10 protein-coding genes and 4 pseudogenes are annotated in these 16,129 nt (G+C 64.7%); 5 read left to right on the forward strand and 9 right to left on the reverse strand.

Annotated features, from left to right (window positions below):
- Nucleotides 1–42: 42 nt before the first annotated feature.
- Nucleotides 43–1,215 (forward strand): AraC family transcriptional regulator, encoded by a 1,173-nt coding sequence (locus Bsp3421_RS02750; RefSeq protein ID WP_273995283.1) that lies wholly within the window; start codon nt 43–45, stop codon nt 1,213–1,215.
- Nucleotides 1,216–1,888: 673 nt separating this feature from the next.
- On the opposite strand, the gene Bsp3421_RS02755 is transcribed toward Bsp3421_RS02750, so the two are convergent.
- From Bsp3421_RS02755 to Bsp3421_RS02770, 4 genes and pseudogenes are all read right to left on the reverse strand, one after another.
- The gene (locus tag Bsp3421_RS02755; protein WP_273995284.1) at nt 1,889–2,191 is read right to left on the reverse strand and encodes a DUF4148 domain-containing protein; all 303 of its coding nucleotides are present in this window, start codon (nt 2,189–2,191) and stop codon (nt 1,889–1,891) included.
- A gap of 230 nt (nt 2,192–2,421) precedes the next feature.
- Nucleotides 2,422–2,712: a hypothetical protein gene (locus Bsp3421_RS02760; protein ID WP_273995285.1), complete on the reverse strand. Its 291-nt coding sequence runs from the start codon at nt 2,710–2,712 to the stop codon at nt 2,422–2,424.
- Between the two features lie 90 nt (nt 2,713–2,802).
- Nucleotides 2,803–4,671, reverse strand: coding sequence for a DUF3857 domain-containing protein (locus tag Bsp3421_RS02765; protein WP_273995286.1), 1,869 nt, complete (start codon nt 4,669–4,671; stop codon nt 2,803–2,805).
- A gap of 113 nt (nt 4,672–4,784) precedes the next feature.
- Nucleotides 4,785–4,976: pseudogene (locus Bsp3421_RS02770) on the reverse strand (alcohol dehydrogenase); the annotation flags it as partial.
- A gap of 297 nt (nt 4,977–5,273) precedes the next feature.
- On the opposite strand from Bsp3421_RS02770, the gene Bsp3421_RS34210 reads away from it, so the two are divergent.
- Together Bsp3421_RS34210 and Bsp3421_RS34215 are read left to right on the forward strand one after the other, a co-directional pair.
- Nucleotides 5,274–5,669, forward strand: coding sequence for a plasmid fertility inhibition factor family protein (locus Bsp3421_RS34210; protein WP_443111418.1), 396 nt, complete (start codon nt 5,274–5,276; stop codon nt 5,667–5,669).
- Nucleotides 5,635–5,889: pseudogene (locus Bsp3421_RS34215) on the forward strand (hypothetical protein); the annotation flags it as partial. The gene Bsp3421_RS34210 and the pseudogene Bsp3421_RS34215, both read left to right, overlap by 35 nt.
- Here Bsp3421_RS34215 and Bsp3421_RS02785 read toward each other — a convergent pair.
- From Bsp3421_RS02785 to Bsp3421_RS02805, 5 genes and pseudogenes are all read right to left on the reverse strand, one after another.
- Complete coding sequence (locus tag Bsp3421_RS02785; protein WP_443111408.1) at nt 5,810–7,129, reverse strand: beta-glucosidase; 1,320 nt, start codon at nt 7,127–7,129, stop codon at nt 5,810–5,812. The pseudogene Bsp3421_RS34215 and the gene Bsp3421_RS02785 sit on opposite strands and share 80 nt — an antisense overlap.
- A gap of 394 nt (nt 7,130–7,523) precedes the next feature.
- Nucleotides 7,524–9,713, reverse strand: a pseudogene (locus tag Bsp3421_RS02790) (GNVR domain-containing protein); the annotation flags it as partial.
- 77 nt (nt 9,714–9,790) lie between these two features.
- Nucleotides 9,791–11,122: a cellulase family glycosylhydrolase gene (locus Bsp3421_RS02795; protein ID WP_273995288.1), complete on the reverse strand. Its 1,332-nt coding sequence runs from the start codon at nt 11,120–11,122 to the stop codon at nt 9,791–9,793.
- Between the two features lie 13 nt (nt 11,123–11,135).
- Nucleotides 11,136–12,362: a hypothetical protein gene (locus Bsp3421_RS02800; RefSeq protein ID WP_273995289.1), complete on the reverse strand. Its 1,227-nt coding sequence runs from the start codon at nt 12,360–12,362 to the stop codon at nt 11,136–11,138.
- Nucleotides 12,363–12,620: 258 nt separating this feature from the next.
- Nucleotides 12,621–12,848, reverse strand: a pseudogene (locus tag Bsp3421_RS02805) (transposase); the annotation flags it as partial.
- Between the two features lie 329 nt (nt 12,849–13,177).
- On the opposite strand from Bsp3421_RS02805, the gene Bsp3421_RS02810 reads away from it, so the two are divergent.
- Together Bsp3421_RS02810 and Bsp3421_RS02815 are read left to right on the forward strand one after the other, a co-directional pair.
- A complete protein-coding gene (locus Bsp3421_RS02810; protein WP_273995290.1) occupies nt 13,178–14,524 on the forward strand; it encodes an alpha/beta fold hydrolase in 1,347 nt (448 codons plus the stop codon).
- Between the two features lie 596 nt (nt 14,525–15,120).
- Complete coding sequence (locus Bsp3421_RS02815) at nt 15,121–16,032, forward strand: homocysteine S-methyltransferase family protein (RefSeq protein ID WP_273995292.1); 912 nt, start codon at nt 15,121–15,123, stop codon at nt 16,030–16,032.
- The last annotated feature ends 97 nt before the right edge of the window (nt 16,033–16,129 follow it).

The raw sequence follows: 16,129 nt of genomic DNA on the forward strand, positions 1-16,129 counted from the left end.
TCCGGCTATGTTCTACGCGAACCCGCCGCGATATCCGAACCCATGGTCAGCAGGCTCACTCGACAGCAAAGCAGTGCCGAACACCGCCTGCGTTCGGCGCTCGGCCTCGCCCGCCCGAGCGGACGCCAGGAAGACATTCCTGCCACCGTCCACGCGATAGCGGTCGTTCTGGACGAATGCCGCGTGCGTCAGATCGAGCGTGCGGCCGTACTGGAGGGGACGGGGCTCGGCGCGGACGAAGTCGCATCCCCGGACCTGCGCGTGAATCGTGCGCAGGAGCAGCATTGCTTCAGGAACCTGCTGCGGCGCAGCGGCGTCGCGTCGATCGGCTTGTCGATCGGCAATCGGCTCCAGGTGTCGACGCTCGGCCTGGCGGGCTATGCGATGTTGATCAGCGGGTCCGTCATGCAGGCGCTCACATGCATGAGCCGGTTTCCGCTGTTCATGGGCTTGTATTTCGACGTCAGCGTCCAGGCGCGCCCGGATGGCGTGAGCGTGACGATCGGCCGGTACAGCGGTGATCCCGATATCGAGATATTCCAGACCGACATGTGTTTGTCGAGCCTGCGAGTGATCGTATCCGATCTCGTCGGCAAACCGGTCTGGCCGGCGCACTTGCATCTCGCGCGGCGTACGCCGCGCAACGGCGCGGAGTATGTGGATCACTTCGGCTGCCGGGTGCGATTCAATGCCTGCGAAAACAGTCTTGTGTTCACGACCGTCGACGGCACGGAGACGCCGCGTTTTGCGAACGAGGTCAGCTTCAATGCGCTGCATAGCCAGTGCGACGCGCTTGAGCGGCAGTGGGCTGCATCGATCGGCGAGCGGTTCGCCGGGCGCGCAAAGGAGTTGATGGGACGCGACCTGGCGCGCTTCAAGTCGATGACCTCGCTCGCAAGCGCGCTGCACATGACGGAACGCACGCTGCGCCGTCGGCTCGACAAGGACGGCGTGACGTTTCAGTCGTTGCTGGACGAGGTGCGGCGCGAGGAGGCGATCCGATTGTTGCGCGATCGCGCGCTGACGGTCGCGGCAATCGCGGAGCGCCTCGGCTACAGCGAGCCGCGCAGTTTCCGCCATGCGTACCGACGATGGACAGGGCGAACGCCGCGTGCCGATCCCGAGGGGGGCGGTGAATCCGTGGGGCAGCGTGGGCGCGGCGCGCATCGCATGCGTGTACCGGGCCGCCTGGTGCCGTTTGAACCAGATTGGTGATCCGGCCAACGTCGTATCGTGGCCGCGCAGGCACGCGTATTCGCGGCTAAATTGACAGGCGGCCGCACAGCCGATTTGCCGATTTGCCGATTGGCCTCGCCTCTCCTCGCGGCGCTGAACATCAATGTGCACACCGGTCGAGCCGCAGGATTCTCTGGCATTGCAGCGGGCTCATCGAGGCAATTAAACGAACATGATCAAAGCTGTGCATCGACGTGCGCGGTTCATACGCTTTGCAAGGCCGCGTCATCCGACGCAGGCAATCGATGTGAATCGTGCGTCACGAAAATAGGAATCGAGATTAAGCGATTATTTGAAAACGATCCGGGTGTTCGTGGGACTACGAGGGAAGGTGAGTCCCGGCGCATGGTTGCGCGTGTCAACGCATTCGACGCATGCCTGGGTGCGCGGTTGCTGAACCGGGGCCACGACGTTTGCCATGGACCGAAGGCGGCGAGATATGCCTCGCGCGCGTCGAGAACGTACTGGACGTGCTCAATGCAACTGACGGCCGCTCCGCAGTGGTGAACTGCAAGTCGACGGTTGACGGGAAAGTTCGTTGCGCACACAACGATTTTGCGCCGCGCGCGATCAGCTGACGGACGGCGTCGAGGACAACTTCCCGTTCGCGAATGGCGCGCGGGGCAGGGTGCCCTCGCGCGCTTGAATCCTGTTATTGACCGGTGCGGGCCGCGTTGGAATCATTCGGCGCGGCGCTCGTCGCGCGACCTGTTTGCACCACGGGCGCGGCTTGCGCGCCATAGCCGGTGGTGTCGGTCGTCGCCACGCGTGTCCGGGCGACCTGCAGCGCGCGCGGATAGTACGGGTCCGCCACCTCCGGCTTGTAGCCTGCCTGTTCGAGTTGGACCAGTTCCGCGCGGACCTGCTCTCGCGTCAGCGGCGTCGACTGGGCCGACGCGCCATACGACACGGTCAGTGCGACGGCAGCGGCAAAGGCGTAGGCGAGCGATTTCATGGAGATCTCCGGGTTGTGCGATGCGGATCGAGCGAGCGGGACTCGATGTGTGAACGCATCGTAGCAACGTGGATCCATACTAAAAACTTACGAAGCGATGAAATATTACTACTGCGTAGTTAATGATCGACGGAGTGATCCTGCCGACGGGCGGGAGCGCAGGCGGCATCATGACCGCATCGCGGGGTGGGTGGGCGGCGCAATGCCCCTTGGGGTGGGACGCGACAATTTTATTGGGAGGATAAAGTTGTCACGTTACAACTGGACAATTTTATATACTGATTTATTGCAACGAACCCAACGAAGCGAATCTTCGATTCGCCGACACCCGCCGCCATCGATGCGGGCCGGCTGCCTTGGCGGGCGGCCAGGGTTCTGAAGTCACGGGAGTTCCGAAGGCTCGGATCGGGATGCCGCGCATAGAGAGGATTCGTGAAATCGATCAGCGCCGTGCCCAGCCGCGACGCAATGAATTCGCGATGGGTGACGGACTCCGCGTCCGGGCACGATGCGTTGACCATCTGCAAGCTCATGTCATTGAGGGCGCTTGCGATTTATCCGTGCATGTCGGCGCCCGTCGCGCGGCCGCAGCCGCTCGACGGGCGCTCCGCTCACCGGCTCGGCTCGTACACCAGCTGATTGCGCAGGTCGCGCTTGACCTGCGTCGCCAACTGCTTGAACGCCGGGTAGCGATCGGGCCCGACGAGCGGCCCGGACGGCGTGATGTCCAGCTCGCGCGTCACGGTGACCGTGCGACCCTCGATCCGGTAGCCGGAGGAATAGCGGCCGAGCGGCGACACGACCCGGGCCGGCTTCGGCACGTGGGTGATCCGGATGCCGTCGGGCAGCGTGATGACGGTGGTTTCCGCCACGCGCTGGCCGGTGACGGGGATCGCGTAGTTGCGCGTATCCAGCTCGCACTGGTCGAACGCGGAGGCGATGCTGCTGAAGCTGCCGAGACCGAGCGGCACCTGCATCGCGCCGGGGCCGGGGAACGGCGTGTAGTCGGGCAGCTTGAACGCGGTCGCGTAGTTGAACGGTCGCGTGAGGTCGCGCGGGTCGCCGTGCTGGTAGCTGCCGGTGCCGCTCTGGCCGGTCAGCGTCAGGATCCGGTTCGCGACCTGGGGTTCGACGCCGGGCGGCAGCGACGCGAACAGCTGGCGCGCGGAGTAGTCGAGCACGCCCGAGTTGTCGATCGTCGCCGCGCCGCGCGCGTTGCCGTCGCGGTCGATCGACACGCGCGTCGTGACCCGGGTGCGCGCGTTGTCCGGCGTGCCGAGCGGCAGCGTCACGATGCGCGCGCCGCCGGGTGCGTCGGTGATCAGCGCGGGCTTGCCGAGTTCGCTCGACGGCAGCGTGCCGAAGCGGGCGAAGGAGGCCGTCGAGTCGACGAACAGGTCGAAGTCCGGCAGGTAGGTGATCGCGTGATCGAACACGGCGAGCGGCGCGGGGACGCTCGGCAGCCAGTAGGTGCTGTCGGCGTTCACGAGCACCGCGCTGCTCGCGATGCCCTTCGCGGCGAGCAGCGCCTGCAGGACGGTCACGTGGTCCTTGCAGTCGCCGTACCCGGAATGGAGGATCGCGTCGGCGTCGTGCGGCACCACGCCGCCGAAGTCGAGATAGATCGCGACGTAGCGGATATGCGCGCTGACCCAGTTGTAGAGGATTTCCGCCTGCGCGCGCGGCTCGCTCACGCCCTGCGTGAGGCGTTCGGCCAGTTCGCGCACGGCCGGCGTGACGGCCGCCTTGGACGCCGCGCGCTGCTGGTACGCCGCGCCGACGGCCGCGAAATCCGGGAAGGTGGTGAGCGCGAGGCGCGGGCTGTAGTCGCCGATGCTCACGGAACCGAGTTCCGGCGCGCGCGCGGGCGTGTCGGGCAGCGACCAGCGCCACTGCTGGAGCGCGCCGTCGCCGTCGTTCACGCGGCCGCCCGTCAGGCCGATCGCCTCCGCGCGCAGCGGCACGGACGCCGGCGCGCGCACCGTGATGTGCGTCGCGGTGCGCGCGACCTCGTTGCTGAAGTACTCGGACGCGCTGAACTGGTTCGGAAACAGCGCCTGTTTCTGGGTTCTGCGGGTGCGCAGTGTCAGGACCGAGCCGATCTCGACGCGCGGAAACACCACGGTCTTGACCTTGCCGTCGTCGAACATCGGCGCGGCCGCGCTTTCGCGGCTCTGCTGCACGATGATCTTGTCGGGCGCGACGTCGAGGCGTTCGCCCTGCGGCGTGGTCGTGTACGCCTCCTCGACGTCGAGCGTTTCCAGCGACGTGCTGTAGCGCAGCGGCATCTGGCTGTCGTTCTTCACACCCTGGTCGGTGTTGATGCGATAGGTTTCCGACACCTGCTTCGTGAAGGTGCCGTCGGCGTGGATGTCGTAGGCGATGTCGTTGGAGAGCACCGTGACGTTGGACTGGAACGGGGCGGCGCGGGCACAGGAGCAGGCCAGCGCGAGGGCGATCAGAAAGGATCTCGTGAGCATTCGCATGAGCGGGTTGAAGCGTGGACGGGTTCGGCGCGCACGGGTCGCGCGCCGCAACGCGAAATCCTAGCACTCCGCCCGGAAATGCGACGTCCGGTTTGCCGCGCCGCCGCTCACGGGTCGAACACGATCACGGAGCGCGCCAGTTCGCCGTGGCGCATGGCCTCGAAGCCTTCGGTGATCCGTTGCGAGATCATCGCATCGAGTTCGAGCCGGTCTCGCAGATAAAAGTCCACGAGGTTCGGCAGGTCCACGGGGAAACGATTGGGGCCCATTTAGGTGCCCTGGATGCGCCGCTCATGGAGCAGCGCGGACGGGGCGAGCGCGCGCCGAGTAGCGGCGCCGTAGCGACGATGCCAACACCAGGGAATCCGGCGCAAAGTTCGACGTTGACGACGGCAGCTTGTTCGGCCTGCGTCGCCGTCGCGGCAGCAGGCAGTATCCACAAGGAGCTGAGGGGCAGCTCCAGGCGTGACGGCCTCATCGATTGCAAGCACAGATATTTCAAAGCGGATGAACACATTTTCCATCTGGAAACAAGGGTCCAGTTGGAACGCTTCGCCTTGTTTCGCATCCCAACCCCGGAACACGGTGAGGTTTGGATGAGGATCTCGGAACGATGCTCCGGCAGGGCGGTGATTGAAGTTGATGCAGAGCGCTTCCTTACGGCGTGGCGTCAGGAAGGAAGTGGTTATCCGGAGATTGCGCATCAAACGATTGAAGGATGGCGACACGACTACAAGTTTGATGAGGCTCGAAAAGGTTTTGACGAGGGCTGCTCCAATCCGGCGCCGCTCGCAGACGTCCACGGGTGGCTTTCGCGCAAACGAAAGCAGCCTGTTTCCCCGGTCGCAGGGAAACGCCTTGGAAAGTGGTTTCGGCGCCCCACGGGTGTTGGACCGGACGATGCCCCTGCAATTGAAACCGCGCCCTGTATCGGCTTCACAAATGGCATCACACGCATTGCCCGTCTACGTCGCGCCCAGCCTGCTCGGTGACGACGCGGCGGCGATGTTCGGGCTCGCCGCGCCGGCGACGTTCGGCGGCCGGACGCGGCTCGCGTTCCATGACGTCGAGCGGATCGGCCCGGCCCTGCGGATCCTCGCGCGGCTGGCGTCAGCCGTGTGGCACACGCGCATCACTGGAGAGCCTTGGTGCTGGTCGCGATGGCCGATTGCAAGGTGGCATAGCGCGGTTTCGGGGCACCGCTCGCATTGAGCAATCCGAACGTGGTGTTCTTGTAGTCGTAGAGTTCGTACCACGCGAAGCCGATCACGTTGTAGGCCGCCTTCGCGGCCACCATCTCGGGTACCGTCTTCGCGATATAGGCGGCTGCCTGCGCATCGGTGTTGTCGGTGTCGACACCCAGCTCGGTGAACACGATCGGTAGGTTGTAGGTCGCCTTGAGGCGCGCCAGCACGTTGTAGGTGCCGCCGGTCTTGGCGACCGCGTTCTCGAAATCGCCGCCGTTCGAATACCAGTGCCACTGAATCGCATCGGGCGTGATTTTCGGGTGGCCGGTCGAGCCGTCCGGCTGAACGCCTGTCATCAACGCGTCGAGAAAACCGAAATTGAGCCAGCCAGTCGACGCGTTCGCGATCAACATCGTCTTGTGCTGCGTGTCCACCGAGCGCCAGCCGTCGAGCGCGCCGCGCAACGCGCCGCGGTAGATCGGAAAGGTCGAGTTGTCGAAATCCGAGGGATTCAGGCCGTCGCCCTTGATCACCGCGTTGTGCGGATCGCTGTCGTATTCGTTACCGAATTCCACGAGGGGGATGCCCGCGAGCTTTTGCGCGGCATAGACGGATAGCGTGTACGCATACGCGTAGGCGCTGGCCTCGGTCGGCGCTTTCCCCTTCAGCGATGGATCGTCCCACGGATAGGCCTCGATCATCGGCAGCACCGTGACTTTCGAGCCGAGGCCGGGGATGACGGTATTGACCAGCATGTCGATATGCGCGGGCAGGTACACGTCCTGCCGGTAGAGTCCGGCACCGAGTTGGGTGATCGACGCGGCTTGCGTCGCGAACGGGGTGGATGCGTAGATACCGCCCTGCACGTAGTGGCCGTTCACGCCGAAGAACGGCAGGGTCGAGGTGGTGGGGTTAGGCGCAGGAGCAGGAGCAGGAGCAGGAGCAGGAGCAGGAGCAGGAGCAGGAGCAGGAGCAGGAGCAGGAGCAGGAGCAGGCGTTGGGGTTGGCGCAGGCGCAGGCGTTGCGGTTGGCGTAGCGGTTGCGGTTGGCGTCGGCGTATGCGTATCGCTCGACGGCGAAGGGCCGGACGAATGACCCGGAACGGGAACGAGCGTCGGCGTGGCGGCGGGCGATGCGACCACCGGGCCGGCACTGCCTCCATCGCCTCCGCCGCATGCGGCGAGGAGACTCGCCAGCAGTACCGTGCTCAAGGTCGAACGCAGGGTCGCGGCACCCGCGTCCGTCAAGTCGGCGAAATGCTTCATCGATGAAATTCCGGTCTGAAAACGGTGCACATTCTATGTGACATTTCATTAGGATTTCTATCATCTCAGACAAAATCATCGATGCGTTCGCGCTTTGATGCACGATCGCGTGGTATCAGCGCTTTCGGGTCGGCGATTCGCTCAGGGTTGGAGGCAATGCGCGAGCGCCACGATGAGGGCGTCGCGCCGTGGGCCGCTGCGGCCCACTCCGTCCCAATTCCTCTCCAGGCATTAAGTTGCGCGACACGCCGGTCACGGTCTTTTTCGTCAGCGCGAGCGCCTGTCCCTTCGTCGCGGCCCAGACCTTTCCGCCGAACGACGCGTGCTGCCTGGTCAAGCCGAGCAGTCGCGCGCGCCATGTCGGATCGGCGCCTTGCGCGGACGTGTCCGTGTCGGCGTTGAACACGTGTCCGGCCACGCTCGCGCCGACGCTCGCAAGCCGATGCAGCGCGGCTTCGAGTTCCGGCGCGCGGGTCAGGCCGGCGCGCGACACCAGCAGGATCATGTCGCGCAGCTCCGAGGCGATGCTGAGCGTGTCGCTGTAGGGGAGCACGGGCGGCGCGTCGACGATCACGAAATCGTAGCGCGCGCGCAGCGCCGCCAGCAGTTCGCGGAAGGCAGGCCGTTCGAACAGTTCGCCTGGGTTGACCTCGTCTGCCGTGCCCGGCCCGAGGATCGACAGCCGGCTCTTGTCGAGCGGCGCAATGGCCGCGTCGAGCGGCACGGTGCCGGCCAGCACGTCCGCGAGGCCGGCCGATTCGCGCGCCGTCGCCGGCGCGCGGTCGCGCAGGTTGGCGTCGACCAGCAGCACGCGCGCATGCACCTCGGCCAGCAGATAGGCCAGGTTCGACGCCATGAAGCTGCAGCCGACGTTCGCGGTCGGCCCGGTGAACAGCAGGACCTTGCCGGCGCCGCCTCGACGGCGCTTCGAGAATGCGGCTTTCAGGTTGGTGCGCAGCGCGCGCAGCGATTCGATACTGGGATCGTGTGGCAGGCTGGCGGCGAGCAGATGATCCGGCAGGCGCGGCCCGGTGTACCGCGCGCGGCGCTGGTCACGCAGCGCGGGCGAGGCCGCGACGACGGCCACGCAGGGGCGCTCGGACAGCGTGGCGAGCGCAAGCGGCGAGTACAGCTCGCGGCGATAGCGGGCCAGCAGATGGGTGAGGGCGAGCGCGACGAACAGTCCGCCCAGCATTGAGCCGAGCACCACGAGGCCGCGTCGCGGCCAGGTCGGACGGTACGGCGCGGCGGCCCAGTCGACGACGCTGACACCCGGCGCGGTGCTGGCCACCGCGATGTCCAGCTGCTGCGAATTGGTCAGCACGCTCGTATAGAGTTGCGTGGCGACCGCCACGTCGCGCGACAGGCGGACGTATTCGCGCTGCACGGTGGGCAGCTTGCCGGCCGCCGCCGTGGTGTCGCGAATCTCGCCCTTCACCAACTTCAGTTGCGACATCACCGTCTGGTATTCGCGACTCGCCGGCAGGAAGCGTTCCCGGACGGTGCCGAGCGCAAGCTGCAGCACGATCTCGTGTTCGGCGAGGGTGTTGAGGCGTGCGATCAGCGCCGCGCCTTGCTGATCGACGTCGATCGTGCCGGTCGTGGTGCGGTAGCGGTTGAGCGCGTCCTCGGCCTTCTGCAGATCCTTCTTCAGGTTGGGCAGGCGGGCACGCAGCGAATCGAGATTGCGGCGCGCCTTGTCGGTGCGGAACGCGAGGTCGCGCCGCAGATAGATGGCGACGATCGCGTTGACCATCTGTTCGGCATGCCGGGCGGTGTCGGACTGGTAGCTGAGCCGCATCATCGACGGCTCCTCGAGCGTCGAATCGCGGTTCGTCACCAGGGTTTTCAGGTGCTTCGACACGTCGTCGTAAGCGAGCTGCTCCGGCTCCTTGCGCACCGAGAAGGCGATGCCGGGCCGCGCCCGCAGCGTGTCGACGCGGATCTCGCCGGCCTGCTCCGTGCCGGCCAGGTTCATGTGGAACGGTACCGTCTGGCCCAGCGCGCCCTGCGCGAGCGGATGCCCCGCCTTGTCTCGCAGCGTCCATCGCCCGCCGTCTTCGGCAACGAGCCTGAACGGTTCGCCGAGCGCGTCGTCGGGGATCGAGAACACGCCGAGCTTCAGCGCCTCGCCGCCCCACGCATAGCTGCTCAGGCCGAGTAGCGGCGCGGCGAGTGTGTCGTCGTTGGCGTGGCGCGATGCCAGCAGGCGGCCGATCAGCGGGAAATGACTTTCGGTGCGGATGTCGTAGCCCACGCCGGTCTGCTCGATGGCCTCAAGGACGATCGAGCGGGACGTCAGGATCTCGCTTTCGTCATTCGCGGAAGGGCCGGCCGAGATCGTGCCCGATACGTCCGACAGCGCGCTGATCGCCGCGCCGGGTTTGGTCTGGATGCGCAGCAGCGCCTCCGCCCGGTACTGCGGCGTCGCGACCAGCGCGTAGATCGTGCCGAGCAGCGTGAACGCGGCGACAATCGACGCGATCCACCAGCGATACCGGACCGTGCTCCACCACAGGCTCGACAGCCCGTCGTCCCGCTGCGTCGCCTGGGTTGCCGGCATCCGTTGCGCATTCAGATTCATTTCCAGTCCTGCCCAGTGCGGCAATCATGACGACTGCCGCGATGTTTTAGATGTAGGTATGTTGGCCGCGAGCGGCGCTAGCCGTCCGGCCCGATGTAGAGCGGCCCCTGGTCCTCGCGCAACGTCACGAGGCCATCGTGCGCGGCGCGTGGTGTGCCGTACAGGTCGGTCGCGGCCGCTTCGGCGGGCGGCAGGCGCGACAGATCCACGGTGACGGCGTTGCCCTGGCCGTAGCACCAGACCACATAGCGGGTCGCCGCGCCGTTGCTCAGCCTCAGCACGATATAGCGGCCGGCCGGATCCATCCGATAGGCGGCGCGCGCCGCGTGCGCGGTGAACGCGAACAGCCGTTTCACCGCGACATACGCGGGCAGCGGCTCGCCCTGCGCATCCAGCAGGCCGAAGTTGTGCTCCATGTTCTTCGGGTCTGGGCCATCGTCGCGGATGTCGTAGTAGGCGCTCAGCCCGAGTTGCGCGATCCAGTCGACCAGCAGCCGGCGCGCCGCGTAGGTGGCCTGCCGGGCCCGCGCGCGCGGCGCGTGGCCGTCGGCGAGATCGGAGACGTACGCGTAGCCGACGCTCGGATACGACCACTCGGTCGCCCAGATCTCCGGCACCCGCCGATAGGCAGACAGGTCACGGCGGAGCGCGCGATAGTCGTCCAGCGCCGTTTCGGGATTGCCTTGCCGGTACGGATGCACGCTGACCGCGTCCGGCGCGTACCGGGCGCCGGCGCTGATGTCGCCCACCGCGCGGATGAACGATCGATCGATCTGCTGGACGCCGCCCATCGCAACCTGGGCGGCGGGATTGGTCTGTCTGATCGCCTGCACGGCGGTTTTCAGCAGGTTCCGGTAGCCGGCGGCTGACGGCGCGGCAAGCCAGTAGGTCGGGTGATTCTGCTCGTTCCAAACTTCGAAGCGCACTGCGTCGTGCCGGTAGCGCAGCGCCGACTGGGACACATACGCGTGGAACGCCGCCAGTTGCGCGGGGGTGGTGGGCGGCTGTCTGGGACTGTGCAGCGGATGCTGGTAGCCGAGGATGAACAGCGCGCCGAGCCCGCGCTCGGCCAGGTTCGCGACGAGCGCGTCGTACTTCGAGAAATCCCAGCCGGCCGGTGTCTCGACCGCCTCCCAGAACAGGTCGGTGCGGACGAACGAGAATCCCGCGTCGCGCACCGCGTCGAGCAGGCCCGGATCGTCGATGTCGTGGATCGCGATGCCGGTATTGGCGCGGGAGGCTTCGAAGCGCGGCAGGTCGACATAGGACGACGCCGCACCGGGAACGACCACGACGGCCGCCGCGTGCACCGCGCCGGCCGCGACGAGCGCCGCGCTCGCGAGCGCGGCCGCGAGCAGCAGGCGGCAGCGGACGGTTCGGCGAACGAGGGAGCGGGGTGGGGAGAGCATCGCGAATCCGGAGTTAGCGCCAGAGCGGCGCGATGCGGGGCGCGGCCGGCACGGAGTAGACGGTACGATCCGCGTCGGCTTGCGCCGGGCTTAGCGTGAGCATGCGCACCGTGATGCCGAAGAACAGCAGGCAGCCGAGCGTTTCGTAGATGTCGGTGGTGATGCCGCTCAACAGCAGGAACGACAGCATCAGCCATGCGCGCGTGTCGGTCGAGCGGCTCGCGAGCACGTAGTGGGCGAAGGCGAACAAGGACATCGCGGTGCCGATCACGCCGAGCGTGGCAATCATGAGAAGGGCGGCATTGTCCGACCAGCCGACGTTGAAGCCGAAGTCGCCGACGTAATACGCGGTGGCCGAGCCGAAGCCGCCCGGCCCGATGCCAAACCAGATCAGGTGTTCGCGCAGCAATCCTTCGAGCAGTTGGGGCCAAGTGTTGATGACGCGGTCCTGCATCGACGCCAGCAGCGTGGAATCGGTCATTCCGGCGTTGGTCGACAGCGACGCGACCCAGCCCGCGAACGGCAGCACGACGATCAGCATGGTGATCCACGCGCAAGCGCGCTTGAGCGCGTGCGGGCGCATCAGGTAATGGAAGCCGACGACGATCGCAAGCGCAATGAGCGTCGTCTTGTTGGTGGTGTCCCAGATCCCGATCGCCGAGACCGTCAGCAGCGCGGCGATCGCGAGCGGCGCGCGCAGCCGGGGCAGCAGCCAGACCGTCATCAGGCCGATCATCAGTCCGGTCGTGGCGCTGCTTCGGCCGAATCCGGCCAGTCGCGTCGCGGTGCCGACATAGGTGTTGACCGCGATCTGCACGCTCACGCCGTCGATGTCGATGCTGCCGCCGGCCCACGGCATGCGGGTGAAGGTATTGATGATCACCCCGGCGTTGCATAGCGCCGCAACGGCGATCAATGCCCCCAGCATGCGCGGATATTCGAGTGCTTCGAGCGCTTCCGGTGGCGTGAGCGCCGCGAACAGCATCGGCGACACAGTCCAGATCCAGAAGCCTGTCGCGGCGAGCCCAACGCCGTTGGCAAGCGCCACGCAGGTCTCCGCGGCGATGTAGCAGGCGACGATCAGATGCATGGGGCGGGGGCGCCGCAGCAGCGCGACGGCGATGCAGCCCACCATCATCACCTTCGGCAGATAGTTGAGCGACGCGATACCCGCGGCCGACAGGTAGTACCGGAGCGCACCGGACAAGACCTCGCTTGCCGCGGCGATCACGAAGGTCACAGCCCAAAGCCGATGGTACGGTCGTATCCCGCTCATGATAACGATTTGGCCTGCTGATTGACTGGAGTCGATTCGAGTAATGGGGGCTGATCGGCGAAAGGCAGCGGGCCCGGGTCCGGACGCCCGCTGCTTGCCTGCGGGCTATCCCGGTCGGGAGCATAGCCGTACGGATTGGGGGAGAAAGTACGATAGCCCACCGTAGACAGCGGAAATGACAGTGTTTGACGAGCGCGGGTGCGTGGATAGGATTGCGAAAGGTTTAAGTAATGAAGCGGCCGTCCGATTTCTCTGGTGCATCGATTCTGCGAGCAACTTCTTCAGCCGGTTGTTTTTCGCCTCGCGCTCTTTCAGGCGTTTCGCGTCAGACACGCTCACTCCGCCTAACTTGCTGCGCCACAGGTAGTCGCTCGCCTCGGAAAATCCGTGCTGACGGCAGAGCGCCTTGATCGGCAAGCCGGCCTCTGCCTCGCGCAAAAAACCAATGATCTGCTCTTAGGTGAATCGTTTCTTCATGCCCAATCTCATGACTATGTGATAGGACTCCAAAGCGTCGCGCTACCCAAGGACAGGGTGACATCGAAGGCAATTATGACTGCGCCGGCAACGACGCAGTGGGGCGCATCGAACGCTCCTGACACATTACGGGACTGATCGAATGGCGTTCGACAGGCACAATATTTTCTTTATGGTCAAGCAAGATCTTCTTGATTGTAGGCGAAATGAAATTAAGTGAAAATAATGGTGTGCGGTGATCAATGGAAATGGGGTTAAGTGAGAATTAAGCCATCAATATTGATCAATTTTGCTATTTTTATATGAAATTTGAATCGATTTTATGTGATTTAAATTTTCGTATGTTTGATGGTGTGCGGGCTTTATCAAGTGGATGGCGTTGGACTAAATTGAAAAACATGATGAAAATTCCAAAGATTTTCCATATCGTCGTCGCAGCAATATTTTTGAACCCTGCGGCGCCCCGTGCCGGCGAATTCGCACCCAGCGGTAGCATCCCGGCATTCTATAGATGGAGCGACGACATTCCTTCGGTGCCCGGCCGACTTCTGCGGACCGAGCCGCTGACGGCTGAACAACGCCTTTCCAAGGCGGGCGCGAGCGTCCGCCTGCTATATGCGTCGACCGACGGCGTTGACGGTCACACACCAGTCGTGGTGTCTGGCGCGCTGTATCTCCCAAAGGGCCATCCGCCCCCCGGCGGATGGCCGCTGATCGCCTGGGCTCACGGCACCGTAGGGACTGCAGACATTTGCGCGCCATCGTACTCGGGCCGCAGTCGTCGGGATCGCGACTATCTGGATCATTGGCTGGATAGGGGGTACGCGATCGTCGCAACCGACTACCCGGGACTAGGAACCGAAGGACTGCATCCATATGCGGGAACCCGTTCGCTTGCGTACAGTGTGCTGGACAGCGTTCGGGCGGTAGCTGAGCACGGCTTTCACATTTCGAAGAAGACGGTCGTCGTTGGACAATCCCAAGGCGCGCGAGCAGCTTTCGCGAGCGCGCTGTACGCAGCGTCGTACTCGCCGAACCTCGATATCGCCGGAGTGGTCGCGACCGGCACGCCCGACTATCTCTGGGACTCGAACGAAGGGGCCTCCGATGACACTCTGGCGACCTCGCGCAAGAGCGTCAATACCGCCTTTGCCTTCGATCTCTATCAGTTGCAATCCGCCAGACTCCTAAATGTCGCGTATCGTCCGGAAAACTACCTCAATGAACAAGGGCTTAAGATTTTTAAGTTTGCCGAGGATCATTGTGTGCTTGACCTCCAAAGCGAAATTGTTCGAACTAAGGCAACCTTTGACGGGAGCTTCAAGACTGACCCCAAGGACGTGTTTTCCGCAATATCCGATCTGGGCGCCTACCCTGAAATCAAGACCAACATTCCGATTTTCTTTGGAACCGGCGGCAAGGACCGCGCTGTTTCCGTTCCAGGCCAGATCGCACTAGCCAAACGGGCTTGCGCAGCTGGAAATCGCGTCGAATTTCATTTCTACCCCGATCTCGATCACTCCGGTACGGTGCTGGGATCGGCGCCAGATTCGACGATTTTTGTCAGAAAGGCTTTTTCCGGAGCGGCGATACCGGGGAATTGCGCTATGGAGAAGCTGACCGAGCCGTCGCAACGAGTCAATGAGTAGCCGACTTGCGGGACTGTCAAATTGTCGGCGGGCTGGAGTATTGAGTCGGCCCTGAACAATCCGCCAAGGCTTGGCGTTGTTGAGCCGATCCGGTAGCCGTGAGGCACGGCACCGAGTACGTACAACAACCGAAGCTGCGCCGCCATTAACAATCGGGTTTCGGTGCAGTGAGCGGTGGGCGCGCCAATTGGGACAGTCGGATAAGTGGTTGGTCCGGGGCCTGAGCCAGTGATGATGCTGGCAAAGGAATCGAGGACATCACGAAGAGAACCCGACGGACGCACTCCGCAGCGTTCAAAGCGAAGGCAGCGCTGGCAGCGGTCAACGGCGAGCGGACGCGCCAGCCAACAATACGCGGGCGAACACGTCGATCACGAATGCCACGTACAGCCACCTGCAGCGCGTGACTCGGGCACCTGTGTTCGATGATCGCCCCTTGTCGACCTCCGCCAGCTTGCCGCGAACGCGCGAACGGCGTCGTGAAGCGCGCCCCTTGAACGATTGCACGTGATTCTGTTTGGAATAACGATATCGTCATTTACTGGTTGGGGACGGAACGAGGGGGCCGTATGATCGCCGCTCGGAGGTAACGAGAGATGATCCGCATTCTTGACGGCGGCATGGGCCGCGAATTATTGCGCATGGGCGCGCCGTTCAAACAACCCGAATGGTCGGCGCTGGCGCTGATTGAAGCGCCCCACTATGTGCGCGCCGCCCATGAGGCATTCGTGCGCGCGGGTGCCGATGTCGTGACGACCAACTCCTACGCCGTCGTGCCGTTTCATATTGGCGAGGAGCGCTTCGCACAGCATGGGCAGGAACTTGCCGACCGCGCGGGCCGGCTCGCGCGCGATGCGGTCGCCAACAGCGCGAGCCCCGTGCAGGTCGCGGGCTCCTTGCCACCGCTGTTCGGCTCCTATCGCCCCGATCTGTTCGACGCCAGGCGCGCCGCGCCGTTGCTCGATACGCTCATCAACGGGCTCGCGCCGCACGTCGATCTGTGGCTCGGTGAAACGCTCGGCTCGACAGCCGAAGCACGCGCGATCCGCACCGCATTGGGCGACGACACGCGACCGCTCTGGCTCTCCTTCACGCTCGACGACGCGGACGACGTGCCTGCGATTGCCGCGGGCCATGCACCCGCGCGGCTGCGCTCGGGAGAAAGCGTGAGCGCAGCGGTCGATACCGCGCGGGCGTTGAACGCCCAGGCGCTGCTCTTCAATTGCAGCCAGGCCGAAATCATGAAATCCGCCGTACTCGAAGCGCGCAAACATGCCGGCCCGACGCTCGCGCTCGGTGTCTACGCCAATGCGTTCGAACCCGAGCGTCAGCGCCGCGCCGCGAACACCGGATTGAGCGCACTGCGCGGCGATCTCGAACCCGATGGCTACCTCGCCTTCGCACGCGAATGGGCCGCTGCGGGCGCGTCGCTGATCGGCGGTTGCTGCGGCATCGGCCCCGAGCATATCGAACGTCTCGCCGAAGCACTGCGCGAAAGCGAGCAGTGACCCGGCGACAAACTCGCGGTCAGCGCGCGGTATCGCCCAACAATGAGCACGCCTTGAGGCCGCGATAAGCGCGATCCTCGGACCCGGCTCTTGCACT

Source organism: Burkholderia sp. FERM BP-3421, assembly GCF_028657905.1.
Taxonomy (GTDB): domain Bacteria; phylum Pseudomonadota; class Gammaproteobacteria; order Burkholderiales; family Burkholderiaceae; genus Burkholderia.